Source organism: Streptomyces violascens, from assembly GCF_014649955.1.
GTDB lineage: Bacteria > Actinomycetota > Actinomycetes > Streptomycetales > Streptomycetaceae > Streptomyces > Streptomyces violascens.
Map to the genome: position 1 here is coordinate 167,279 of NZ_BMUA01000003.1, position 23,651 is coordinate 190,929.

The 23,651-nt window shown below is 71.3% G+C and carries 22 protein-coding genes; 8 read left to right on the forward strand and 14 right to left on the reverse strand.

What is annotated here, in order from left to right; all coding sequences use genetic code 11:
• Positions 1 to 194: 194 nt before the first annotated feature.
• The gene (locus IE206_RS09110; protein ID WP_189961542.1) at positions 195 to 2,000 is read right to left on the reverse strand and encodes an ABC-F family ATP-binding cassette domain-containing protein; all 1,806 of its coding nucleotides are present in this window, start codon (positions 1,998 to 2,000) and stop codon (positions 195 to 197) included.
• A 176-nt stretch (positions 2,001 to 2,176) separates the two neighbouring features.
• Between IE206_RS09110 and IE206_RS09115 the strand changes: the two genes are divergently transcribed.
• The 3 genes from IE206_RS09115 to IE206_RS09125 all read left to right on the forward strand — a co-directional run bounded on the left by IE206_RS09115 (position 2,177) and on the right by IE206_RS09125 (position 4,053).
• Complete coding sequence (locus tag IE206_RS09115) at positions 2,177 to 2,869, forward strand: lipoprotein (RefSeq protein WP_264198160.1); 693 nt, start codon at positions 2,177 to 2,179, stop codon at positions 2,867 to 2,869.
• Positions 2,870 to 2,977: 108 nt separating this feature from the next.
• Entirely contained in the window at positions 2,978 to 3,814 is an 837-nt protein-coding gene (locus tag IE206_RS09120; protein WP_189961543.1) for a helix-turn-helix domain-containing protein, read from the forward strand.
• On the forward strand, positions 3,811 to 4,053 hold the full coding sequence (locus IE206_RS09125) for a DUF397 domain-containing protein (RefSeq protein WP_189961544.1): 243 nt from the start codon (positions 3,811 to 3,813) through the stop codon (positions 4,051 to 4,053). The genes IE206_RS09120 and IE206_RS09125 overlap by 4 nt, the downstream gene beginning before the upstream one ends.
• Before the next feature lie 2 nt (positions 4,054 to 4,055).
• Here the strand turns inward: IE206_RS09125 and IE206_RS09130 are convergent, their stop codons facing one another.
• The 6 genes from IE206_RS09130 to rsmI form a co-directional block, all read right to left on the reverse strand.
• The gene (locus IE206_RS09130; RefSeq protein ID WP_189961545.1) at positions 4,056 to 4,958 is read right to left on the reverse strand and encodes a 4-(cytidine 5'-diphospho)-2-C-methyl-D-erythritol kinase; all 903 of its coding nucleotides are present in this window, start codon (positions 4,956 to 4,958) and stop codon (positions 4,056 to 4,058) included.
• A 344-nt stretch (positions 4,959 to 5,302) separates the two neighbouring features.
• Entirely contained in the window at positions 5,303 to 6,166 is an 864-nt protein-coding gene (rsmA, locus tag IE206_RS09135; RefSeq protein WP_189961546.1) for a 16S rRNA (adenine(1518)-N(6)/adenine(1519)-N(6))-dimethyltransferase RsmA, read from the reverse strand.
• Positions 6,163 to 7,452, reverse strand: coding sequence for a resuscitation-promoting factor (locus IE206_RS09140; protein ID WP_189961879.1), 1,290 nt, complete (start codon positions 7,450 to 7,452; stop codon positions 6,163 to 6,165). The genes rsmA and IE206_RS09140 overlap by 4 nt, the downstream gene beginning before the upstream one ends.
• A 244-nt stretch (positions 7,453 to 7,696) precedes the next feature.
• Positions 7,697 to 8,569 (reverse strand): TatD family hydrolase, encoded by an 873-nt coding sequence (locus tag IE206_RS09145; RefSeq protein ID WP_189961547.1) that lies wholly within the window; start codon positions 8,567 to 8,569, stop codon positions 7,697 to 7,699.
• A 60-nt stretch (positions 8,570 to 8,629) separates the two neighbouring features.
• Positions 8,630 to 8,998 carry a hypothetical protein gene (locus tag IE206_RS09150; protein ID WP_189961548.1) on the reverse strand — a complete coding sequence of 123 codons (369 nt, stop codon included), beginning with the start codon at positions 8,996 to 8,998 and terminating at the stop codon, positions 8,630 to 8,632.
• Positions 8,999 to 9,190: 192 nt separating this feature from the next.
• On the reverse strand, positions 9,191 to 10,069 hold the full coding sequence (rsmI, locus tag IE206_RS09155; protein WP_189961549.1) for a 16S rRNA (cytidine(1402)-2'-O)-methyltransferase: 879 nt from the start codon (positions 10,067 to 10,069) through the stop codon (positions 9,191 to 9,193).
• Between the two features lie 85 nt (positions 10,070 to 10,154).
• Between rsmI and IE206_RS09160 the strand changes: the two genes are divergently transcribed.
• The 4 genes from IE206_RS09160 (at position 10,155) to IE206_RS09175 (ending at position 15,093) form a co-directional block, all read left to right on the forward strand.
• Positions 10,155 to 11,930, forward strand: coding sequence for a dolichyl-phosphate-mannose--protein mannosyltransferase (locus IE206_RS09160; protein WP_189961550.1), 1,776 nt, complete (start codon positions 10,155 to 10,157; stop codon positions 11,928 to 11,930).
• 133 nt (positions 11,931 to 12,063) lie between these two features.
• Positions 12,064 to 13,689 (forward strand): penicillin-binding transpeptidase domain-containing protein, encoded by a 1,626-nt coding sequence (locus IE206_RS09165; RefSeq protein WP_189961551.1) that lies wholly within the window; start codon positions 12,064 to 12,066, stop codon positions 13,687 to 13,689.
• 76 nt (positions 13,690 to 13,765) lie between these two features.
• Positions 13,766 to 14,251 (forward strand): YbaK/EbsC family protein, encoded by a 486-nt coding sequence (locus IE206_RS09170; protein ID WP_189961552.1) that lies wholly within the window; start codon positions 13,766 to 13,768, stop codon positions 14,249 to 14,251.
• Positions 14,248 to 15,093 carry an EamA family transporter gene (locus IE206_RS09175; protein ID WP_189961553.1) on the forward strand — a complete coding sequence of 282 codons (846 nt, stop codon included), beginning with the start codon at positions 14,248 to 14,250 and terminating at the stop codon, positions 15,091 to 15,093. Before IE206_RS09170 ends, IE206_RS09175 begins: the two co-directional genes overlap by 4 nt.
• A 28-nt stretch (positions 15,094 to 15,121) precedes the next feature.
• Here IE206_RS09175 and IE206_RS09180 read toward each other — a convergent pair whose 3' ends face one another.
• The 5 genes from IE206_RS09180 to IE206_RS09200 form a co-directional block, all read right to left on the reverse strand.
• Positions 15,122 to 15,916 carry an SDR family NAD(P)-dependent oxidoreductase gene (locus tag IE206_RS09180; protein ID WP_189961554.1) on the reverse strand — a complete coding sequence of 265 codons (795 nt, stop codon included), beginning with the start codon at positions 15,914 to 15,916 and terminating at the stop codon, positions 15,122 to 15,124.
• Positions 15,913 to 17,121 carry a serine hydrolase domain-containing protein gene (locus IE206_RS09185; RefSeq protein WP_189961555.1) on the reverse strand — a complete coding sequence of 403 codons (1,209 nt, stop codon included), beginning with the start codon at positions 17,119 to 17,121 and terminating at the stop codon, positions 15,913 to 15,915. Before IE206_RS09185 ends, IE206_RS09180 begins: the two co-directional genes overlap by 4 nt.
• 174 nt (positions 17,122 to 17,295) lie before the next feature.
• Positions 17,296 to 18,072 carry an energy-coupling factor ABC transporter ATP-binding protein gene (locus IE206_RS09190; RefSeq protein ID WP_189961556.1) on the reverse strand — a complete coding sequence of 259 codons (777 nt, stop codon included), beginning with the start codon at positions 18,070 to 18,072 and terminating at the stop codon, positions 17,296 to 17,298.
• An 11-nt stretch (positions 18,073 to 18,083) separates the two neighbouring features.
• Positions 18,084 to 18,845, reverse strand: coding sequence for a cobalt ECF transporter T component CbiQ (cbiQ, locus tag IE206_RS09195; RefSeq protein ID WP_189961557.1), 762 nt, complete (start codon positions 18,843 to 18,845; stop codon positions 18,084 to 18,086).
• Position 18,846: 1 nt separating this feature from the next.
• Positions 18,847 to 19,923, reverse strand: coding sequence for an energy-coupling factor ABC transporter permease (locus IE206_RS09200; protein WP_189961558.1), 1,077 nt, complete (start codon positions 19,921 to 19,923; stop codon positions 18,847 to 18,849).
• A gap of 211 nt (positions 19,924 to 20,134) precedes the next feature.
• Between IE206_RS09200 and IE206_RS09205 the strand changes: the two genes are divergently transcribed.
• A complete protein-coding gene (locus tag IE206_RS09205; protein WP_189961559.1) occupies positions 20,135 to 20,539 on the forward strand; it encodes an SsgA family sporulation/cell division regulator in 405 nt (134 codons plus the stop codon).
• Positions 20,540 to 20,684: 145 nt separating this feature from the next.
• Here IE206_RS09205 and IE206_RS09210 read toward each other — a convergent pair whose 3' ends face one another.
• On the reverse strand, positions 20,685 to 22,919 hold the full coding sequence (locus IE206_RS09210; RefSeq protein WP_189961560.1) for an MMPL family transporter: 2,235 nt from the start codon (positions 22,917 to 22,919) through the stop codon (positions 20,685 to 20,687).
• Between the two features lie 111 nt (positions 22,920 to 23,030).
• Positions 23,031 to 23,606 carry a TetR/AcrR family transcriptional regulator gene (locus tag IE206_RS09215; protein WP_373300893.1) on the reverse strand — a complete coding sequence of 192 codons (576 nt, stop codon included), beginning with the start codon at positions 23,604 to 23,606 and terminating at the stop codon, positions 23,031 to 23,033.
• Between the last annotated feature and the right edge of the window lie 45 nt (positions 23,607 to 23,651).

Genomic DNA, 23,651 nt, shown 5'->3' on the forward strand with positions numbered 1-23,651 from the left:
AGCGAGATACCCCCGAATTTGCGTCTTTGCGTCTTTACGCCAGTCGAACGAAGCTACTTTCTATCACTCGGAGCAGTACACGCCACGGGCCGGTCGCCCCTGTTCCCAAGGGAGAACCGGCCCGTAATGCCGCCGTTACTGACTCTGTACGCGGTCTCTACGCAAGCGCCGCAAGACGTTCGTACGCGTCTGCCTCAGGCCTCTTCGGCCAGTTCGAGCCAGCGCATCTCCAACTCGTCGCGCTCGACGATCAGTTCACGCAGTTCGGCATCCAGTTTCGCCACCTTCCCGAAATCCGTGGCGTTATCGGCGATTTGCGCATGCAGATTGGTCTCGCGGTCGGAGATCTTGTTGAGCTGCCGCTCGACCTTCTGGAGTTCCTTCTTCGCGGCGCGGGCGTCCTGGGCCGACACCGCGTTCGCGGGCCTGGCGGCGGGGGCCGCGACCGGGGCCGGCGCGGACTCGATCATCCGCTGCCTGCGCTCCAGGTACTCGTCGATGCCGCGCGGCAGCATCCGCAGCGTGGCGTCGCCGAGCAGCGCCCACACGTGGTCGGTGGTGCGCTCGATGAAGAACCGGTCGTGGGAGATGACGACCATGGAGCCGGGCCAGCCGTCGAGGAGGTCTTCGAGCTGGGTCAGGGTCTCGATGTCGAGGTCGTTGGTGGGCTCGTCGAGGAAGAGGACGTTGGGCTCGTCCATGAGGAGCCGGAGCAGCTGGAGCCGCCGCCGCTCACCACCGGAGAGGTCGCCGACCGGCGTCCACTGCTTCTCCTTGGAGAATCCGAACTGCTCGCAGAGCTGGCCGGCGGTCATCTCGCGGCCCTTGCCGAGGTCGACGCGGTCGCGGATCTGCTGGACGGCCTCCAGCACCCGCAGGGCGGGCGGGAGTTCGGCGACGTCCTGGGAGAGGTAGGCGAGCTTCACGGTCTTGCCGACGACGACCTTGCCCGCGGCGGGCTGCGCCTCGCCCGCGGTGCGCCAGGCCTCGGTGAGGGCGCGAAGGAGCGAGGTCTTGCCCGCGCCGTTCACGCCGACCAGGCCGATGCGGTCGCCGGGGCCGAGCTGCCAGGTGAGGTGCTTGAGCAGCAGCTTCTCGCCCGCCTGGACGGTCACGTCCTCCAGGTCGAAGACGGTCTTGCCGAGCCGGGCATTGGCGAACTTCATCAGCTCGCTGGTGTCGCGCGGCGGCGGCACGTCGGCGATGAGCTCGTTGGCGGCCTCGATGCGGTAGCGCGGCTTGGAGGTGCGGGCCGGGGCGCCGCGGCGCAGCCAGGCGAGCTCCTTGCGCATGAGGTTCTGCCGCTTGACCTCTTCGGTGGCGGCGATGCGCTCGCGCTCGGCCCGCGCGAAGACGTAGTCGGAGTAGCCGCCCTCGTACTCGAAGACGGAACCCCGCTGGACGTCCCACATGCGGGTGCAGACCTGGTCGAGGAACCAGCGGTCGTGGGTGACGCAGACGAGCGCGGACCGCCGGGCCTGGAGGTGCCGGGCCAGCCACGAGATGCCCTCGACATCCAGATGGTTGGTCGGCTCGTCGAGCACGATCAGGTCCGGCTCGCCGATGAGCAGCTTGGCGAGCGCGATGCGGCGCCGCTCGCCGCCGGAGAGGGGCGCGATGACGGTGTCGAGGCCCTGGGCGAAGCCGGGCAGGTCGAGCCCGCCGAACAGGCCCGTCAGTACGTCGCGGATCTTGGCGTTGCCGGCCCACTCGTGGTCGGCGAGGTCGCCGATGACCTCGTGGCGGATGGTGGCCTGGGGGTCGAGCGAGTCGTGCTGGGTGAGCACGCCGAGGCGCAGCCCGCCCACGTGCGTGACGCGCCCGGTGTCCGGCTCCTCCAGCTGGGCGAGCATCCGGATGAGGGTGGTCTTGCCGTCGCCGTTGCGCCCGACGACACCGATCCGGTCCCCTTCGGAGACGCCGAGGGAAACACCGTCGAGCAGGGCACGGGTCCCGTACACCTTGCTGACTGCCTCGACATTGACCAGGTTGACGGCCATTTCACTCCTGAGCAGGGGGATGGATCGTCGTCCAGGGTAGTCGCCGCGGGGGGCCGGACGGCGATCGGTGGTGAGCGAGGGTCCGATCAAGGGGGCGCGCGAGAGGTAATACGATGGTCAAATCCACGCTTTGCGCGGATTGCTACGTTTACGAAGATTAAAAGGGGCGGGGGCTCATGATGCGGAATGCGGTGCGGGGCGCGGTCGCGGCGGCGCTGGTGGCGGCGGTATTGACGGGGTGCGGGGAGGAGAAGGAGTCGACGGCAGCGCAGGGCCCGTCACAGAGCCCGGCGCAGGTCCCGTCGCAGAGCCCGTCGGCCTCGGCGAAGCCGTCCGAAAAACCGTCCCCCTCTCAGGGCGGGGACTCGACAGCGAAGGACGGCAAGGTGGGGGCGGCGGGTTCGGCCTGCACCCTGCCCGCGTCCTTCGACCTGGCGCCCCAGTGGAAGCCGAAGCCGGTCCACGTCGAGGCGGACTCGCCCGTGGCCGGGCTCGCCAAGAAGGGCCCGTTCACGATGGCCTGCGAGATCGACGCGAAGCCCGCGGGGAACATCGGCTTCCTGCGCGCCTGGACCGAGGACGCCAAGTCCGGCACGCCCCGCGCGGCCCTGGAGGCATACGTGGGCGCCGACAAGACGGCGAGCAAGGCGACGTACAAGGAGATCAAGGCGGGCACGCTTCCCGCCGCCGAGGTCACTTACGAGACGTACAGCAAGCTCCTTGACAGGTCGAAGCGCGAGACCGCCCTGGCGGTCGTCACCCCGAAGGGCACGCTCGTCCTGCACCTGGGCGGCTGGGACACCGAGGAACACCAGGAGATGCTCCCGGCGTACGAGCTGGCGAAGACCAGCATGCGGGCCACCTCGTAATCCGTACGCTGAGCGAGCGTACGGACACGGAGGGTGGACGGTACGGTCGCGAGCGGTCACCCTGGGTGAGTTGAGCGGGGAGATCAACTCACCGGAAGGTGGCCGCACATGACCGAGGACTGGGAGTACGGCGCGGGCGAGCCCGTTTCGTCCGACAGCCTGAAGACGTTCGGGGCGTTCGTCCAGGGCCTGCGCGAACACGCCGGCCTCACCCGCGAGGAACTCGCAGCGGTGGTCCGCTTCTCCAAACACACCGTGGAATCAATCGAGTTGGGCCGCCGCATGCCGGACCTGGACTTCGTGGACCGGGCGGAGCCTGCGCTGGGCGGGACGGGGGCGCTGAGGAGGGCGTACCGGCATCTGACCCGGCATCCTGGGTTGGCGGCGTGGTTCCGGCAGTGGGCGAGGTATGAGCGGCTCGCGGACAGCCTGGACACGTACGAGTGTCGGTTGGTGCCAGGCCTGTTGCAGTCGGAGGCGTACGCGCGCGTAACCTTCGGCAGCGCCCTTCCCCCGCTGACCGACGAGGAGTTGGAGGCCAAGGTGGTGGCCCGCATGGAGCGACAGCGGCTCCTGTGCGCCCGCCCCCACGCCTCGTACAGCTTCGTCGTCGAGGAGCACGTCTTCCGACGCGGCCTCGGCGGACCGGAGATCACACGCGGCCTGTTGGACCATGTGCTGACTCTCACCGAGCCTCGCAATGTGGTGTTGCAGATCATGCCGTTGGAATCCACGGAGCACGCCGGGCTCGCGGGCCCAGTGCAGCTGGTGGAGCTACCCGACGGCCGTCGACACGCTTATTCCGAGGGCCAGTTGAACGGCCGCCTGATCTCCGACCCAAATGAGGTGGCGCTGCTCTACCGCCTGTATGCGACACTGCGCTCGCAGGCTCTCACCCCTGCTAAGTCAAGGGGCCTGCTGGAGCGAATCCGAGGAGCCCTATGAGCGCCAGTGAACTCGCCTGGTTCAAGTCCAGTTACAGCAGCCCCCAGGGCGACAGCTGCGTAGAAGTCGCCCTCGCCTGGCACAAGTCGAGCTACAGCAGCGGCCAGGGCGACAACTGCGTAGAGGTCGCCGTCTGCCCCGCCACCGTCCACGTACGCGACTCCAAGGACAAGCAGGGTCCGCAGTTCGCCGTCTCGGCGGAGGCGTGGACCGCGTTCGTCACTGCGTGCGGCGTCTGAACTCAGACAGGCAGCACCGTGGCCCCCGGGGCCGGTGACGAGGTGATCCTGGCGGTGCGGCAGGTGCCGGAGGCGGTGAGGGCTGCCGCTACCTGCTGGGCCGACTCCGGGTCGGCGCACAGGAAGGCCGTCGTCGGGCCCGAGCCCGAGACCAGGGTGGCCAGGGCGCCCGCCTGCCTGCCCGTTTCCAGGGTGTCCGCGAGGGAGGGGCGCAGGGAGAGCGCGGCGGGCTGGAGGTCGTTGGTGAGGGCGGCCGCGAGGGCCTTCGGGTCGCCGGTGCGCAGTGCGTCAAGGAGGGCCGGGGAGGCGACGGGTTCGGAGGCGTCCGGGGTGAGGCGGTCGAACTCGCGGTACACCGCCGGGGTGGAGAGGCCGCCGTCCGCCACCGCGAACACCCAGTGGAAGGTGCCGCCCACTTCCAGCGGGGTGAGTTTCTCGCCGCGTCCCGTTCCGAGGGCTGCTCCGCCGACCAGACTGAAGGGCACGTCGCTGCCCAACTCGGCGCAGATGTCGAGGAGTTGGGACTGAGAGGCGTCCGTGCCCCAGAGCGCGTCGCAGGCGAGGAGCGCGCCCGCGCCGTCCGCGCTGCCGCCTGCCATGCCGCCCGCGACGGGGATGTCCTTGTCGATGTGGATGTGGACGTTGGGCTCGATGCCGTGGCGGGCCGCGAGGAGTTCCGCCGCGCGGGCGGCCAGGTTCGTACGGTCCAGGGGGACCTGTGCCGCGTCCGGGCCCGTGCAGGTGATGCGGAGCTCGTCGGCGGGGGTCACCGTGACGGTGTCGTAGAGGGCGACGGCGAGGAAGACGTTGGCCAGGTCGTGGAACCCGTCGGGGCGGGCGGGGCCCACGGCCAGCTGGGCGTTGACCTTGGCGGGGACGCGGACGGTGACGGTGCGGGGGGTCACGTGGCTCCTTCAGGTGCGGGCGGCTTCATTTTCCCCCACCCCGCCCCTTCCCGAGACCCGCCGGGGGTGGGGGTGTGCTGAGCTGGACCCCTGGGGCTCCGCCCCAGACCCCGTATCGCGCCTGAAGGGCGCTCGTCCTCAAACGCCGGACGGGCTGGAGGTGCCTGCATGGGCACCCTGCCAAGGACGACCCTGTTAGGGGCGCGGGGAACTGCGCGACCAGCCACGCACGGTCCGCAGTCGAACCATGAGCGCGAAGCGCCCCCGGCGGGTTTCGGGAAGGGGCGGGGAGGGGCCTCCCGGGGTCTGGGGCGGAGCCCCGGCGCACCCTGACCAGGCGGGCGCTAAGCCGGCCGGTTCTCCGCGATCGACGCGAACTCCTCCACCGTCAGCGCCTCGCCGCGCGCCTGGGGGGAGACTCCCGCCGCGACCAGGGCCGCCTCCGCGGCGGCGGGCGAGCCCGCCCAGCCCGACAGCGCCGCCCGCAACGTCTTGCGGCGCTGCGCGAACGCCGCGTCCACGACCGCGAACACCTCCGCCTTGGAGGCCGTCGTGTCCACCGGCACGGTGCGCCGCACCAGTGACACGAGACCCGAGTCCACGTTCGGCGCCGGCCAGAACACGTTGCGGCCGATCGAGCCCGCCCGCTTCACGTCCGCGTACCAGTTCGCCTTCACCGAAGGCACCCCGTACACCTTGTTGCCCGGCTTCGCCGCGAGGCGGTCCGCCACCTCCGCCTGGACCATCACCAGCGTGCGCTCGATGCTCGGGAAGCGGTCCAGCATGTGCAGGAGGACCGGGACCGCCACGTTGTACGGGAGGTTCGCCACCAGTGCCGTGGGGGGCGGGCCCGGCAGGTCCTGGACCTGCATCGCGTCCGAGTGGACAAGGGAGAAACGGTCCGCTCGGGCCGGCATGCGGGCCGCGATCGTCGAGGGGAGCGCCGATGCCAGCACGTCGTCGATCTCCACCGCCACCACCCGGTCCGCCGCTTCGAGCAGCGCCAGGGTCAGCGAGCCCAGGCCCGGGCCCACCTCCACCACCACGTCGTCGGGGCGGACCTCGGCGGTCCGCACGATGCGGCGGACCGTGTTGGCGTCGATGACGAAGTTCTGGCCGCGCTGCTTGGTGGGGCGTACGCCAAGCGCTGCGGCCAGTTCGCGGATGTCGGCGGGGGTAAGGAGTGCGTCGGGCTCAGTGGTGCTCACCGATACAGCCTACGGCCGCAGTGCGGCCACGGGCTCGCTCCCCTGCTCACGAACAGCTTCTTCGCCCGGAACGTCTGCTCGCCGGCCGGTGCCTGCTCGGGCCGCCCGCTGCCGCCGAGCGCGTGCCAGGTGCCCGCGTCGAACTGGTAGAGCCCGCCGTAGGTGCCCGACGGGTCGAGCGCGCCCGGGCGGCCGCCCGACTCGCAGTGCGCCAGGCCGCTCCAGTTGAGGTGGTCCGCGCCCCCCACCGACGTGGGCAGCGCCTTGGTGCCGACCTTGACCTGCTGGGTCACCGGTTCGCGCACGATCTCCGAGTCGATCTTCTTCGGCCTCTGCTTGACCCCGTTGACCGTACGCAGCGCGTACGTGACCCTGCGGGCGCCCTTCTCGCCCTGGCGGACCACGACCTGCGTACCCGCGAACAGCGTGTCGTCCTTGGTCTTCTCGACGGTGAAGGGGATCGGCTCCTCGCGCACCTCCTTCGTTCCGCTGATCCGCATGACCGTGACCGTCTGGCCGTCGTGCGGGAAGGAGAACGGGGTGACGGACGTCGTGTCCTGGCCCTGCAGCGAGATGCCCGCTTCCTGAAGAGCCTCGGCGACCGTGGCCGCGTTGGTGCGCAGGGTGCTTTCGCGGCCGTCCGCGAGGAAGGTCACCGAGCGTTCGGTGCGTACCTCCAGGGTGAGGCCCGCGCGGCCGATCTCCGAGGAGCGGGACGCCGACAGATAGGCGCCCTCGGCGCGCACCCCGAGCTGGCGCAGGGCCCCGTCGACGGTGCGGGCGGTCGTCCACACCTGGCGGCGCTGTCCGTCCAGGGTGAGCTGGACCGGGCGGCCGTAGCGCACCACGACCTCGTCGCCGCCGGCGAGCCCGGCGGCGGGGCCGGGCGCCACGAGGTCGTGCGCCCCGACGGGCACGTGCTCGTCGGCGAGGAGTTCGTCGACGCTGTCGGCGAAGGTGTGCATCGTGCGCGGCACCCCGTCGACGGTGAGCCTGACGGCCTTGTCGCTGACGACGAATGCCGAGGTGCCGCCCGCCAGGAAGGCGACGACGAGGGCCTGCGGGAGGAGCCGGCGCAGCGCGTCGGGCCCGCCCGAGGACTTACGGCGCCGGGCCGCCCGGCGCGCCCCGGCCCGCCCGCCGGGCGCACCGTCCTGGCGTTCTTGGCGGGGCGGCAGGGGTTCGCGCGGCTCGGGGATGGACACCGGGGCGCCCAGGGTCTCGTGGTCGGCGTAGGAGGGCGTGAAGCCGTCGTACCGGGGCACACGGGAGCCGAAGGGAGGCATGGAGGCCTCGGCGGCGCCCGTGGCGACGCCGTACGGAGGCGTTGCCGTGGCGGTCCCGGCGCGGTGCCCGCCGCGTGCGGCACGGTGACTGCCCTGCGAATTGCTCACGACGCTCCAGGGTCCGGTCCGATGGTGCGGGCCGGGACACTAGCGGAGCAGCGGTCACTCTCCAAAGCAACTCGACTACACAGTGTCGTGGCACTACCCTGTGCGCCGCCCGACGACGGGCGGATGCTGTTATCGGTCAGTAATCAAACGCACGCGCAGTGTTGTCCGCGATCGCCGCGGCCAGCGCGTCTTCACCGATGCCCTTTACGGCCGCCATCGCCCGCACCGTGACCGGAATGAGATACGGCGCATTGGGCCGTCCGCGGTACGGCGCGGGCGTGAGGAACGGCGCGTCGGTCTCCACAAGAACGAGTTCCAGTGGGGCGACCTTGAGAGCGTCGCGCAGCGGCTGGGCGTTTTTGAAGGTCACGTTTCCCGCGAAGGACATGAAGTACCCGGATTCGGCGCAGAGTTCGGCCATTTCCGCGTCGCCGGAATAACAGTGGAAGACCGTACGTTCGGGGGCGCCTTCCTCGCGCAGAATACGGAGCACATCGGCGTGCGCCTCGCGATCGTGGATGACGAGCGCCTTGCCCTGCCGCTTGGCGATCTCGATGTGCGCCCGGAAGGACCGCTCCTGGGCGGCCTTGCCCTCGGGTCCGGTGCGGTAGTAGTCGAGGCCGGTCTCGCCGACGCCCTTGACCCAGGGCAGAGCGGCGAGCCGCTCGATCTCGGCGAGGGCCTCGTCCAGCGCGCCCTCGCCGCCGGGGCCGCGCGCGCCCTGACGCGACCAGCCGTCGGGGTCTCCGTGGACGATCCGGGGGGCTTCGTTGGGGTGCAGGGCGACGGCGGCGTGCACGGGCGCGTACGCCTCGGCGGTCTCCGCCGCCCACCGGGAGCCCTTCACGTCGCAGCCCACCTGGATCACGGTGGTGACGCCCACGGCCGCGGCCTTCTCCAGGGCCTGTTCGACCGTGCCGTCCTGCATGTCCAGGTGGGTGTGCGAATCGGCCACCGCGACTCCGAGCGGTTCCGGCAGCGGCGGCGGGGCATCCTTGGCGGCACTCATACGGGCGATCCTACGAAAGGGGCGCGCCCCCGTCGCGACCGGTCACGCAGGTGCGGGCACCTACTTCCGGTGGAAGGGGTGCAGCAGGTCCGAAAGGTGCCAGTGGTGCTCCGGCTTCGCGGTCGCGTCGGCCTCGTCCTGGGGTGCGGGCTGTGTCGGCGCGGGGGCACGGTACTGGACCATCCCCTGCTGTGCGGACGACACCCGCCCGGCACGCATGATGCGCACCACGTGCCCGCCGCAGTTGAGGCAGGTGGGGGCGGACAGCGGGGACGGCACCCGTTCGCCGTTGGCCTTGTATATGACGAATGCCTGGCCAGTGGCGTCGGTGTGGTGCTCTATTTCGTACGCCTGTTCCCAGCCATATCCACACCTCATGCACGCGAAGGCATATGCCTCGTGTGCCGTGGTCTCAGCGATCTCACTCATGTGCCGGCTCCTCTTGTCCGCTGGACAAGCTCTTGCGAGCGCTCTTGCGAGCGGGGGCGAAAGCGTCCCCGATCCAGGAGACGCCTTTCGCTGCCAAAACGCATCAGGGGCTGTCGAGAGTTGGCGTGGTCTTGGCCTTTCCTAGGGCTGCGTGCATTTCCCTGCCCCGGTGCGCGGCCTGCGTTTTACTTTTTACGATAGTCCTTTACCTGCCGCGGGGCCCTGGCGTGCCGCATTCTTTGCCGCCACCACCGCGTCGAAGACCTCGCGCTTGGGTAGACCCGTCTCGACGGCGACGGCCGCGATGGCCTCCTTGCGCCGCTCCCCCGCCTCTTCCCGGACCTGCACGCGCCTGACCAGCTCGGCTTCGTCCAGATCGGCGGGGCCCGTCTCGGGCGCGCCCTCGACCACGATCGTGATCTCGCCGCGCACGCCCTCGGCCGCCCACTGGGCCAGGTCCTCGAGCGGGCCGCGCTTGACCTCCTCGTACGTCTTGGTCAGCTCCCTGCACACCGCCGCGCGCCGCCCGGCGCCGAACACCTCGGCCATCGCGGCCAGGGTGTCGTCGAGCCGGTGCGGGGCCTCGAAGTAGACCAGCGTGCGCCGCTCGTCGGCGACCTCGCGAAGCCTGCCCAGGCGCTCGCCGGCCTTGCGGGGCAGGAACCCCTCGAAGCAGAAGCGGTCCACGGGAAGCCCGGACAGGGCGAGGGCGGTGAGCACCGCCGAGGGGCCCGGCACGGCCGTGACCTTGATGTCCTTCTCGACGCAGGCCGCGACCAGGCGGTACCCGGGGTCGGAGACCGACGGCATGCCCGCATCCGTGACGAGCAGCACCCGGGCGCCGCCTTCGAGGGCCTCGACCAGTTCGGGGGTGCGCGCGGACTCGTTGCCCTCGAAGTAGGAGACGACCCGGCCCTGGGTGTGCACGCCGAGCGCCTGGGTCAGCCGGCGCAGCCGCCGGGTGTCCTCGGCGGCGACGACGTCGGCCCGCTCCAGTTCGGCGGCGAGCCGGGGCGGGGCGTCCGCGGTGTCGCCGATGGGGGTGCCTGCGAGTACGAGAGTTCCGGTCACACGAACCATCCTCGCAGCCCGGCGGCGCCCGGGCCGCCGGGCCCGGCCACGGGACTCGCACAGCCCGGTTCCCTACGATGGCGCGGTGACCAGTACTGCGCCACAGACCCTGCCGGGCCACGAAGCCGGGGACGAGCCGCCCTCCTGGCCGCACCGCATGCGCCGGTTCGGCCATGTCGTGCGGCCGAGAACCGGGCTGCGCGAGCGTCTGGTGCCTCCGTTCACCCGGCCCTCGGGGCAGCTGTGGACGGTGCTCGGCATCTCCCCGCTGTGGGCGGCGCGCCTCGTGCGCTGGTCGGCGTGGGCGGGGCCGCTCCTGGTGACGCTGGTCGCGGGGCTCATGCGGTTCTGGCACCTGGGCGCCCCGCACGCGGTGATATTCGACGAGACGTACTACGCCAAGGACGCCTGGGCGCTCATCAACCACGGCTACGAGGGCGACTGGCCGAAAGACATCGACAAGTCGATCCTCGCCAACCCCGATCTGATCTCGGTGCCGACCGCGCCCGGCTATGTGGTGCACCCGCCGGTCGGCAAGTACCTGATCGGCATCGGCGAGAAGATGTTCGGCTTCACGCCGTTCGGCTGGCGCTTCATGGTCGCCGTGCTCGGCACCCTGTCGGTGCTGCTGATCTGCCGGATCGGGCGGCGGCTCTTCCGCTCGACGTTCCTGGGATGCCTGGCGGGCGCGCTGCTCGCGGTCGACGGGCTGCACTTCGTGATGAGCCGCACCGCGCTGCTCGACACGGTCCTGATGTTCTTCGTGGTGGCCGCCTTCGGCTGCCTCCTGGTCGACCGCGACCGTACGAGGGCGAAACTCGCGGCCGCGCTGCCCGAGGGCGAGGACGGTCGGCTGCGCCCGGACGCGGAGATCGCGGCGACCTTGAGGTTCGGCCGGCGGCCGTGGCGGATCGGCGCCGGGCTCATGCTCGGCCTGGCCTGCGGCACCAAGTGGAACGGCCTCTACATCCTGGTCTTCTTCTGCGTCATGGCCGTCCTGTGGGACGTGGGCGCCCGGCGCACGGCGGGGGCGGTCACCCCCTACCGGGCGGTCCTGCGCCGGGACGCGTTCTGGGCGTTCCTCTCCACGGTGCCGGTCGCGATCGCCACGTACATGGCGTCGTGGACGGGCTGGTTCGTCACCGACAAGGGGTACGGGCGGCACTGGGCGGACGGCCGCGCGGGCCTGTCCCCCGACCACATCAAGCTGCCGGTCATCGGCACCATCAACCACCTGCCGCAGTTCGACCTGAGCTGGGTGCCGGCCTCGCTGCGCAGCTTCTGGCACTACGAGACCGAGGTCTACAGCTTCCACGTCGGCCTCACCGAGGGCCACACCTACCAGTCGAACCCGTGGAGCTGGCTGGTCCTCGGCCGGCCCGTCTCCTACTACTACGAGAGCCCCTCCCCCGGCACCCAGGGCTGCCCCACCGGCACGAGCGGCAAGTGCGCCGCCGAGGTCCTCGCGCTCGGCACCCCGCTCCTTTGGTGGGCCGCCTGCTTCGCGCTCCTGTACGTCCTGTGGCGCTGGTTCTTCCGGCGCGACTGGCGGGCCGGCGCGATCGCGTGCGGCATCGCGGCCGGGTACCTGCCCTGGTTCATGTACCAGGAGCGGACGATCTTCTTCTTCTACGCGGTCGTGTTCGTGCCGTTCCTGTGTCTGGCCGTGGCGATGATGATCGGCGCGATCATCGGGCCCCCGGGCTCGGAGGAGCGGCGGCGCGCGGTGGGGGCGATCGGGGCGGGCGTGCTCGTCCTGCTGATCGTGTGGAACTTCGTGTACTTCTGGCCGATCTACACCGGCACGGCCATCCCGCTCGACTCCTGGCGCAGCCGGATGTGGCTGGACAGCTGGGTGTGATGCCGGTCGCGTTCCGGTAACCGTTCGACAACTCAGAGCACCACTGTCACTGCCGTCCCGTAGAGTCGCCCCCAAGTAACCCCTTGAACACGTTCAAGGGGTTCGGGGGACTCCTGGGGAGGGGAACTGCGGGATGCGCAGTGGAGCGAAGGTCGCCATCGCGGGCGGGGTGTTCGTCGTGGCCGCCGGAGGCGTGGCGTTCGGGGCGTACGAGATGGTGGGCGGGGGCGACGGCAAGAGCTCCGGCGGTACACACACGCAGGGCGCGCCCGCGCGCACCGGGCCGCCGGTCGAGGACGAGATCAAGGAGACCTCCACCGGCTTCTTCCAGGCCTGGGCGAAAGGCGACGCGGCGGGGGCCGCCGCCCTGACCAACAACCAGCAGGGCGCCTCGGCCGCGCTGACCGGCTTCCGCGACCAGGCGCACATCACGAACGTGGTGGTCACGCCGGGCGCACCGAACGGGCCGGTCGTCCCGTACACGGTCAAGGCCGACGTCTCCTACGAGGGAAAGACGGCCCCGCTGTCCTACGCCTCCCAACTCACCGTCGTACGCGGCCAGTCCACGCACAAGGCGCTGGTCGACTGGCAGCCCTCCGTGCTGCACCCGCAGCTGAAGACGGGCGATCGCCTGGTGACCGACAAGGCGCAGAACCCCGAGATCCAGGCCGTCGACTACAAGGACCGCCCGCTGACCAAGGAGCAGTACCCCTCGCTGGGGGCGATCCTGGACGGCCTTCGCGAGAAGTACGGCGCCAAGGTGGACGGCACGCCGGGCATCGAGCTCCAGATCCAGGGCAACTCCGCCCCGGCCCGCACGCTGATCACCCTGCGGAAGGGCACGCCGGGCAAGCTGAAGACGACCCTGGACGCGGACGTGCAGGCGGCCGCCGAGAAGGCCGTGAAGCGGTTCGGGGAGTCGTCGGTGGTGGCCGTCAAGCCCAGCACCGGCGAGATCCGCGCGGTCGCGGACAACCGCAACGACAAGTTCCCGGCCTCGCTCCAGGGCCGGGTCGCGCCCGGCTCGACGATGAAGATCGTCACCTCGGCGATGCTGATCGAGAAGGGCAAGGCGTCCCCGGACAAGCCGGCCGAATGCCCGGCGGACGCGATGTGGCAGGGGGTCACCTTCCACAACCTCAACAACTTCTCGATGGACGGCCAGCCCTTCTCCAAGAGCTTCGCCCGGTCCTGCAACACCGCCTTCATCAAGCTCGTCGACGACGTGAACGACGACGGGGCGCTGGGGCGGGTGGCGGCCAACTACTTCGGCATCGGCCAGGACTGGAAGGTCGGCGTGCCCTCCTTCGACGGCAGCGTGCCCGCGTCGGCGGGTGCCGAGACGGCGGCCGCGTACATCGGGCAGGGCAAGGTGCAGATGAGCCCGCTCGACATGGCGTCCATCGCGGCGACCGCGAAGTCGGGCCACTTCCGCCAGCCGGTGATCGTGCCGCAGTCCCTGGACGGCCGTCAGCTCGCCCAGGCCGACCCGCTGCCCTCGGGCATCGCCGGACAGCTGCGCCAGTTGATGCACATCACCGCCACCGCCTCGTACGGGACGGCGACCGAGGCCATGGCGGGCGTCGACGGCGACAAGGGCGCCAAGACCGGCTCCGCGGAGAAGGACGGCCAGAACAAGTCGGACAGCTGGTTCACCGGCTACAGCGACGACCTGGCGGCCGCCGCCCTGGTGCAGTCCGGCGGGCACGGCGGGGACGCGGCCGGGCCCATCGTGGCGCAGGTCCTGCGCGCGGGCTGAGGCCCTTTCGCAGCTCTGTGACCGGGCTGTGAAACCCCCTCGCACGGCCCGTACACCCACCAGTAGCGTGCGGGCCATGAGCTCAAAGGAATCCCCCGCCCACCCCCGGTTCGCCGAGGCGCTGCGCACCCTCGGCCTCGACGTCGAGGTGCGCCGCTTCCCCGACGCCACACGCACCGCGGCCGAGGCGGCCGCCGCCATCGGCTGCGATGTGGGCGAGATCGTCAAGTCGCTGGTCTTCGCGGCGGACGGGGTGCCCGTGCTCGTCCTCATGGACGGCTCCTCGCGCGTCGATGTGGAGCTGGTACGACGGGAGCTGGGGGCCGGGGAGGTCAAGCGGGCGAACGCGGATCTCGTCCGCGAGACCACCGGGTACGCGATCGGCGGGGTCCCGCCGTTCGGGCACCTCACCCGCACCCGGGTGCTCGCCGACCGGGGGCTGCTCGACCACCCCGTGGTGTGGGCGGCGGCGGGCACCCCGCACACCGTCTTCCCGCTCGACCCGAAGACGCTGATCGCGCACGCGGGCGGCACCCTCGTCGACGTGGCCGAGCAGAAGTGACGCTGACCGTCACGTGCGCGGTGCTGCTCGCGGCCCTCACGCACGCCAGCTGGAACGCGCTGGCCCACCACCTCAAGGACCAGCTGCTCTCCTTCACCCTGATCTCGGGCGGCGGCGCGCTGATCGGACTGCTCGCGCTGCCGTTCGTGCCGCTGCCGCACGCCGGGGCCTGGCCGTATCTGCTGGTCTCGGCGGCGCTGCACGTCGCGTACATGCTGCTGCTCATGCGGTCGTTCACACTGGGCGACTTCGGGCAGATGTATCCGATCGCGCGCGGCACGGCCCCGCTGGTGGTGACCGTGCTCGCCGCCGTCTTCGTGCACGAGATGCCGGGCGCCTGGCAGACGGCGGGCGTGGCGGTGGCCTGCGCGGGTCTGGTCGGGGTCGCGCTGTGGGGCCTGCGCGGCTCGCGGCCCGACTGGCCGGCCATCCTCGCGGCGCTCGCCACCGGCCTCACGATCGCCGGGTACACGGTCGTCGACGGCATGGGCGTGCGCGCCTCGGGCTCCTCGTTCGGCTACATCGCCTGGCTGATGCTCCTGGAGGGCCTGGCCATTCCCGCTTACGCCGTGTACCGCCGGCGCTCTCGACTGGCCGCGGAACTAGGCCCGTTCGCCGCTCGCGGGCTCCTTGGCGCGGCGCTCTCGGTCACCGCGTACGGGCTCGTCCTGTGGGCGCAGACCAGGGCGCCGCTCGCCCCGATCGCGGCGCTGCGCGAATCGTCGATCATCGTGGGCGCGGCGATCGGCGCGGTCTTCTTCAAGGAGCGCTTCGGCGCACCCCGGATCGCCGCGGCGGGCCTCCTGGTGGTGGGCATCGGCCTGATGCTGCGGGCGGGGTGAGCCACACCGGCGCCCGCGGCCAGGGGCATCACTCCCCGCGGGCCGCCCGCTGGAGGCCGGTGTTGACGGCGAGGAGGCCGCCGTCGACGCGCAGGGTGGTGCCGGTGATCCAGGACGCGTCGGCCGAGGCGAGGAAGGCGACGGCCGCCGCGATGTCCTCGGGCTCGCCGACCCGGCCCAGCGGGTACATCCTCGCCATCCGCTCCAGCTGGGCCTCGCGGCCGTCCCAGGTGGGGGTGTGGACGGTGCCGGGCTCGACGAGGTTGACCCGCACCCCGCGCGGCGCGGCGTCCCCGGCGAGCGTACGGGTCAGCGAGGCGAGGCCCGCCTTGGCGGCGCTGTAGGCGTGGTTGCCGAAGTCCTGCTCGCCGTTGACCGAGCCGATGCCGACGATCGCACCCCGGCCGGACTCGGCGAGGTGCGGCAGGGCGGCGCGGGCGCAGCGGAAGGCGCCGGTGAGGCTGATGTCGAGGTCGCGGGCCCAGCTCTCGTCGTCCTGGTCCTCGAAGCGGGCGGCGTCCGGGCTGCAGGAGTAGGCGTTGTTGACCAGGACGTCGAGCCGGCCGAACTCCTCGACGGCGAAGGCGACCGCGGCCTCCACCGAGGCCCGGTCGGACACGTCGCAGTGCCGGGCGACGGCACCCTTCAGTTCGGCGGCCACGGCTTCGGCCCGCGCCGACTCGACGTCGGTGACGAGGACTTGGGCCCCCTCGGCGGCCAGCCGACGCGCGGTGGCGGCTCCGATGCCGCGCCCAGCGCCGGTGATCAATACCGCGTGTCCGTCGAAGCGTGTTGCCCGGATGGTCTTCTGAGGATGCGTCATACGGTCGAACGTAGTGCCCGCACCAGGGCCTGGGCACGAGGATCGGCGGTAACCGACCTGGCCATCCCGTTGGTGACGTAGCCGAAGGCGATGCCCGACTCGGGGTCGGCGAAGCCGAGTGGGCCGCCGCGCCCCGGGTGGCCGAAGGATCCGGCGCCGAGCAGCGGCGAGGCGCTGCCGTGCAGCATGTGGCCGAGGCCGAAGCGGGTGTTCACGACCAGCGTGCGGTCCGGGCCCGCGCTCTCCTCGGTCCGGGCCAGGGTGAGCGTGGCGGGCGCGAACAGCCGTGCCGCGCCGTCGACTTCGCCGATCAGGGCGGCGTAGAAACGGGCAAGGGAACGGGCGGTGGCGATGCCCGTGGACCCGGCCAGCCCGGCGGCCCGGTACACCGGGTCGTTCTCGTCCGGGGCGGGATCGATGGCGCCGAAGGCGCGGCGGGTGGGCGAGGCGGGGTCGGCGTAGGCCTCAGCGACGGCCCTCTTGGGGCGGGCCCGCAGCGCGCCGGGCACCTCGGGGGCCTCGATCCGGGCGACCCGGCCCGCCCGGTGGGCCTGTTCGGGCGGCAGGCCGACCCACAGGTCCAGGCCGAGCGGGGCCGCTATCTCCTCGGCGATCCAGCGGCCGATGGTGCGGCCCGTGACGCGGAGGACCAGCTCGCCGATCAGCCAGCTGAAGGTGTGCGGGTGGTAGCCGTGCGTGGTGCCGGGCTCCCAGGCCGGTGGCTGCGCGGCGACGGCGGCCGGTCCGCTCTCGCCGTCGGCCGCTTCGGCGAGGGTGAGCGGGTGGTCCAGGGCGGGCACCCCGGCGCGGTGCGACAGGAGGTGCCGTACGAGGGTGCGCTCCTTGCCGGCCGCCTTGAACTCGGGCCAGTACGTCGACACCGGGGCGTCCAGGTCCAGTCGGCCGCGCTGGTGCAGGAGGAGGGGGACGGCGGCGGCCACGCCCTTGGTGGCCGAGCGGACCATCTGGGCGGTGTCCGGCGCCCAGGGGGCGGTGCCGTCCGCGTCCTTGGTGCCGGCCCACACGTCGACGACCTTGCGGCCGTGCCGGTACACGGCGACTGCCGCGCCGCGCTCGCCCCGCTGCTCGAAGTTCCGCACGAAGGCGTCCTTCACGGGCTCGTAGCCCGGTGCTACGGCGCCCTGTACGTCGACCACGATCGCTCCCCATTCTTGCTGGGCGCCTCGGTGGTGCCCCCTGTCCATGGTGCCTGATGGGGTGGGCGGGGCCGGAGCGGGCGGGGTCGCGGCCGGAGCGGGTGCACTGGGGCTCCGCCCCAGACCCCGAAATGCTCCGGTGCTGGCCGGCGCCGACCCTGCCAGGGGCGCGGGGAACTGCGCGACGGGCCTCGCGCACCCCGCGCCCGAAACAACCCGCCCCTAGCGGAGCGCCACCGGCGACGACGGGTCGAAGCCGAACGGGAGTTCAAGGCGATGCGCTCGCATCAGGGCCGCGTCGGACAGGACCTCCGCCGTGGGGCCGTCCGCCGCGATGACTCCCTCGCTCAGGATCACCGACCTCCCGCACAGCTCCAGCGCATACGGCAGGTCATGGGTCACCATGAGCACCGTCACGTCCAACCCCCGCAAGATGTCGGCCAGTTCGCGCCGCGACGCCGGGTCCAGGTTGGACGACGGCTCGTCCAGGACCAGGATCTCCGGGGACATGGCGAGGACCGTCGCCACGGCCACCCGGCGGCGCTGCCCGAAGGACAGGTGGTGCGGAGGCCGGTCCGCGTACTCCGCCATCCCCACCTGGGCCAGGGCGGCCAGCACCCGCTCCTCCAGCTCCGCACCGCGCACGCCCGACGCCGCCGGGCCGAAGGCGACGTCCTCGCGGACCGTCGGCATGAAGAGCTGGTCGTCGGGATCCTGGAAGACGATGCCCACACGGCGCCGGATCTCCGCGAGGTTCTCCTTCGCGACCGGAAGACCGGCGACCCTCACCGATCCCGCACCGCCCTCCAGGATGCCGTTGAGGTGGAGGACGAGGGTGGTCTTGCCCGCGCCGTTGGGGCCGAGCAGCGCGACCCGCTCCCCCCGCGCCACCGCCAGGTCGACGCCGAACAGCGCCTGATGGCCGTCGGGGTAGGCGAAGGCCAGCCCCGACACTTCCAGGGAGGGGACGTTCACAGCGTTCACAGTTGCCTCAGTCATCGGAGTACCTCTCACAGCGTCCAGCCCAGCACGCACACCGCCAGCGCCGCCGCCGGCAGGGACACCGCCCTCGTCCACTGGGCGCGGGTCGCCGTCACCTCGTCGATCACCGGCATGGCCCCGGCATAGCCGCGGCTGACCATCGCGAGATGGACGCGTTCGCCGCGTTCGTAGGAGCGGATGAAGAGCGCGCCGGCCGACTTGGCGAGTACGCCCCAGGAGCGCACCCCACGTGCCTCGAAGCCGCGCGAGCGGCGGGCGATGGACATGCGGCGCATCTCGTCGGTGATGACGTCCCCATAGCGGATCATGAAGGACGCGATCTGGACCAGGATGGACGGCAGCCGCAGGCGCTGCAGGCCGAGCAGCAGGGCGCGCAGTTCGGTGGTGGAGGCGAGGATCACGGAGGCGGCGACGCCGAGGGTGCCCTTGGCCAGGACGTTCCAGGCGCCCCACAGCCCGTTCTCGCTGAGCGAGAGGCCGAGCACATGCACCTGCTCGCCGGGCACGACGAACGGCATGAGCAGCGCGAACGCCACGAACGGGATCTCGATCAGCAGCCGTTTCAGGAGGTAACCGGCCGGGATGCGGGCCGCGCCTGCCACGCCGGCGAGCAGTACGGCGTACAGCGCGAAGGGCCACATCGCCTCGCGCGGTGTGGACACCACGACGACCACGAACAGGAACACCGCGGCGAGCTTGCAGTGCGGGGGCAGGTCGTGGACGGGCGAGTGGCCGTGCCGGTAGAGCCGGTGGGAGTGGCCCGCTCCCATGTCAGACCGCTTCCGGGGTGCGCTCGGATGCGGGCTCCGCACGGCGGCGGCGTACGGCCCAGAACACGCCGCTGCCCACCACGACGGTGACGCCGACGCCGATCACTCCGGCGAGGCCCCCGGCCAGGCGGGCGTCGCCGATGTCCTTGACGGAGTAGTCGGCGAGCGGCGAGTCGGAGGTGGCGTGCTGCTTGGTCTTGGCGTCGATGCCCTTGTCGTGGGCGACCTTCTCCAGGCCGTCGGGGCTGGCCGAGGCGTAGAAGGAGACGAATCCGGCGAGGACGAGCGCGGTGACGATGCCGATGCCCCACACCTTCTTCGTGGAGCGGGTGCGGGCCGCGGCGGGGGCGGCGGCCGGCGCGTCGACGAGCTCGCCGCCGACGCGCAGCTTGAGCGGTGCGGTCAGGCCGCGGGCGCCGTACACGAGGTCGGGGCGTACGGCGATGACGGCGCCCACGGTCAGCGCGGTGATCACGGCCTCGCCGATGCCGATCAGGATGTGCACGCCGACCATCGCGGTGAGCACCTTGGTGATCGGCACGTCGGTGGTGCCGCCGAGCGCGTAGATCGCGGTGAAGACGAGGGCGGCGGCCGGGACGGAGAGCAGCGCGGCGACGAACGAGGCGGCGGTGATCGAGCGGCGGGTGCGGGGCAGCACCTTCACCAGGCCGCGGAAGAGGGCGTAGGCGACGACGGTGGTGGTGATCGCCATGTCGGTGATGTTCACGCCGAGCGCGGTGAGCCCGCCGTCGGCGAACAGGATGCCCTGCATGAGCAGGACCACGGACACGCACAGCACGCCGGTGTAGGGCCCGACGAGGATCGCGGCGAGCGCGCCGCCGAGCAGATGGCCGCTGGTGCCGGCCGCGACGGGGAAGTTGAGCATCTGCACGGCGAAGATGAACGCGGCGACGAGCCCGGCCAGCGGCGCCGTCTTCTCTCCCCCACCGCTGAATGCGTGGGAGGGACCCCCAAGTTCCCTGCGTGCTCCGCGCAGGCTGACGGCGACGGCTCCGGCGGCGACCACACCTGTGACCGCCGATACAGGTGCGTTGATGAATCCATCGGGTACGTGCATGGGGGGACTCCGATTTCCCGTGGGGCCCTCTTCCCTGCGCGGCATGCGCAGAACCGTTTGATGATAGTGCCCTGTTGCGAACCCTTCGCAAGAGCGGCTCAGTACTAGATGACAAGCCGACTCGCTGGGGGTTTACCCGAAAAATATGGGACATTTGATACCAAATAGCCCGAACCAGATTTCCAGCAGCACCCAGCGTGAGGAGCGACCGATGTCCCCCGCAGTCGAGGACCACTCCGAGGAACACGCCGAAAGCCGCTCCGTCGAGGATCACGCCCGGGCCCGCATCGTCACGGACGCCCCGCTCACCAACCCCGTCCCGGTGAAGCTGCGCTACGACCCCGCCGACTCCCCCGGCACGGTCTGCTTCGCCTTCCCGGGCGACAACGAATGGGTCTTCCCGCGCGACCTCCTCGAATCGGGGCTGCGCGCGCCCGCCCGCCGGGGCGACGTGGAGGTGTGGCCGTGCGGCCGGGCCCAGACGGTGCTCGAATTCCACTCGCCGGACGGAGTCGCGGTGGTCCAGTTCGACAACTCGCCCCTGGTCCGCTTCCTGAGCCACACCTACGCCACCGACACACGGACGGCCCCGTCCCCGGCGGGCCGCCGCCGCTGAGGCCCCCGGACATGCGGAGGCCCCCCGTGCGCGGTACGCACGAGGGGCCGAGGGGCGCCGGCGGTCCCGTCCCCACAGGCCGCCGACGTCGGCCGGGACCCACGGCCGCTCGGTTCGCAGGGTCCCGGCGTTCAGGGAGGCGGGGTCAGACCCGCGCCAGTTCGCGACGCCCGTCGGGGTCGCCGTCACTGTCGAGCTCGGCCTCCTGCTTGCGCAGGCCCTCGCCCTCCACGTCGACGTTCGGCAGCACCCGCTCCAGCCAGCGCGGCAGCCACCAGGCCTTCGCGCCGAGCAGCGCGAGCACCGCGGGCACGATCGCCATGCGGACGACGAACGCGTCGAAGAAGACCGCTATCGCGAGGCCGAAGCCGATCATCTTGATCATTTGCTCGCTTGAGCCGATGAAGCCGGAGAACACCGCGATCATGATCACGGCGGCGGCCGTCACCACCCGGGCGCCGTGCTTGAACCCGGTGACGATCGCCTGACCCGGACGCTCGCCGTGGACGTACGCCTCGCGCATCCGCGTGACCAGGAAGACCTCGTAGTCCATCGCGAGGCCGAAGACCACACCCACCATGAAGATCGGCATCATGGACATGATCGGGCCGGTCTGCTGCACGCCGAACAGCGAGCCGAGCCAGCCCCACTGGAAGACCGCGACGACCGCGCCGAGAGCCGCGACCACCGAGAGCAGGAAGCCGAGGGCCGCCTTCAGCGGGACCAGGACCGAGCGGAACACCACCATCAGGAGCAGGAAGGCGAGCCCGACGACGAGTGCCAGGTAGGGCAGCAGGGCGTCGTTCATCTTCTGCGAGAAGTCGATGTTCATCGCGGTCGAGCCGGTGACCAGGAGCTTCGCCCCGGTCTCGGCCTTGATCGAGGCGTTGGTGTCCCGGATCGAGTGGACCAGGTCCTCGGTCTGGGTGGAGGACGGCTTGGACTTCGGTATGACCGTGATGGTCGCCGTGTTGTTGCCGTTGTCCTTGTTGAACAGGGGCGGGAGCACCGGGCCCGCGTCCGGCAGCTTCTTGATCGCGTCGACCGTCTTGTCGGCGGCGGCCCGCGGGTTCGTGCTGTCCTTGCCGTCGACGACGACCATGAGCGGCCCGTTGAAGCCGGGCCCGAAGCCCTCGGAGAGGGTGTCGTAGGCGCGGCGCTGCGTGGTGGAGGTCGGCTGCGAGCCGTCGTCCGGCAGGCCCATCTGGAGCGAGCTCGCCGGCAGCGCTATCGCGCCGAGGCCGAGCACGCCGACGAGCAACACCCACACCGGCTTGCGCAGCACGAAGCTCGCCCAGCGGGTGCCCATGTTGGCCTTGCCCTCGGCGGCCCTGTCGCCCTGCTCGTACGCCTTGCGGGCCTTGCGGCCGAGTACCCGCTTGCCGGCGAAGCCGAGCAGCGCGGGGATCAGGGTGAGCGCGATGAGGACGGCGATGACGACCGTGCCGGCCGCGGCCGCGCCCATCTTGGTGAGCATCGGGATGTTCACGACGGCGAGGCCAACCAGCGCGATGACCACGGTCAGACCGGCGAACACCACGGCGGAACCGGCCGTTCCGACGGCCCGTCCGGCGGCTTCCTCGCGCTCCCTGCCCTCGGCCAGCTCGGCCCGGTAGCGGGAGACGATGAACAGCGCGTAGTCGATGCCGACCGCGAGCCCGATCATCATCGCGAGGGTGCCGGTGGTGGTGCCGAGGTCGAGCACGTTGGCGAGCGCGGTGATCGTGGAGATGCCGATGCCGACGCCGATGAGCGCGGTGAGCAGCGGGAGCCCGGCCGCCACCAGCGACCCGAAGGTGATCACCAGGACGACGCCCGCGATGATCACGCCGATGATCTCGCCGGCCCCCTGCTCCGGCATGGCCTGCAGCGCGTCACCGCCGATCTCGACGGTGAGCCCGGCCTTCTTCGCCTCGTCCCCGCTCTTCTTGAGCGCGTCCCGGGTGTCGTCGGTCAGCTCCATCGCGTTGACCTTGTACGAGACCTGGACGTACGCGATCGGGCCCTTGCCGCTGTCGGAGACGGCGTTGGCCTTGAACGGGTCGGTCACCGCGGCGACCTGGTCCGAGCCGGCCTTCAGGCCCGCGACCGTCTTCTCGACCGCGGCCTTGTTGGCCTGGTCGGCCATCTTCTGGCCCGCGGGCGCCTTGAAGACGATCCGGGCGGTGGCGCCGTCGGCGCGCACGTTCGGGTTCCGCTCCTTGAGCAGATCGAACGCGCGCTGCGCCTCGGTGCCCGGGATCGAGAACGAGGAGGAGGTGGCGGTGGCGGCGGAGGCGGCGCCGAACCCGGCGAGGGCGAGCAGCGCCACCCACACCAGGGCGACATAGCGGCGGCGCCGGAAGGCGAACCTGCCTAGGCGATAGAGGAACGTGGCCACGAGGGCGTACTCCCGGTCAAGTCGTATGGAACCAGCAGGGCATGGGGAACCAGCCCGACGACGAGAGCGGCGTGCGTCAGGTGGGGCGGGTGGTGCTCGGGGAGGGGGTGTCTAGCAGGGGTCGCCGAGGGCGGGGAGGACCACGGCGTCGATGTAATGGCCGAGGAAGGCCCGGTCGACCGGGCGGTCCTCGATGAGCTGCCGGGCGACGAACGCGCCGACCAGCATGTGTACAACATAGGACAACGCGGGGTTGTCCCCGCGGACCTCGCCGCGGTCCACGGCGCGTCGCAGCACCGTGTCGAGACCGGTGATCTCCGGCTCGATGAGCAGCTCCCGCAGGGCCTGGTGAAGATCGGGGTTGTCGTGCACGGCCCGCATCAGACCCCGCATCAGCGCGGAGTCCTTCTCCAGCTTGCAGTCGTCCTCGCGGGACATCAGCTCACGGAAATCGCCGCGCAGCGAGCCCGTGTCGATCTCGGCGAGACCGACCGGCTTGTTGTGCCGCAGGGCGCGCGCGACCAGCTCCGGCTTGTTCCCCCACTGGCGGTAGAGGGTGGCCTTGCTGGAGCGGGTGCGGGTGGCGACGGCGTCCATGGTGAGGGCGTCGTAACCGACCTCGCGCAGCAGGTCGAGCACGGCCTCGTAGAGCTCCGCCTCGCGTTCCGGGGTGAGCCTGCCTGCCATGATCGACCTCCTCTCCTTGCGCACACGACGTGTACATACAAACCG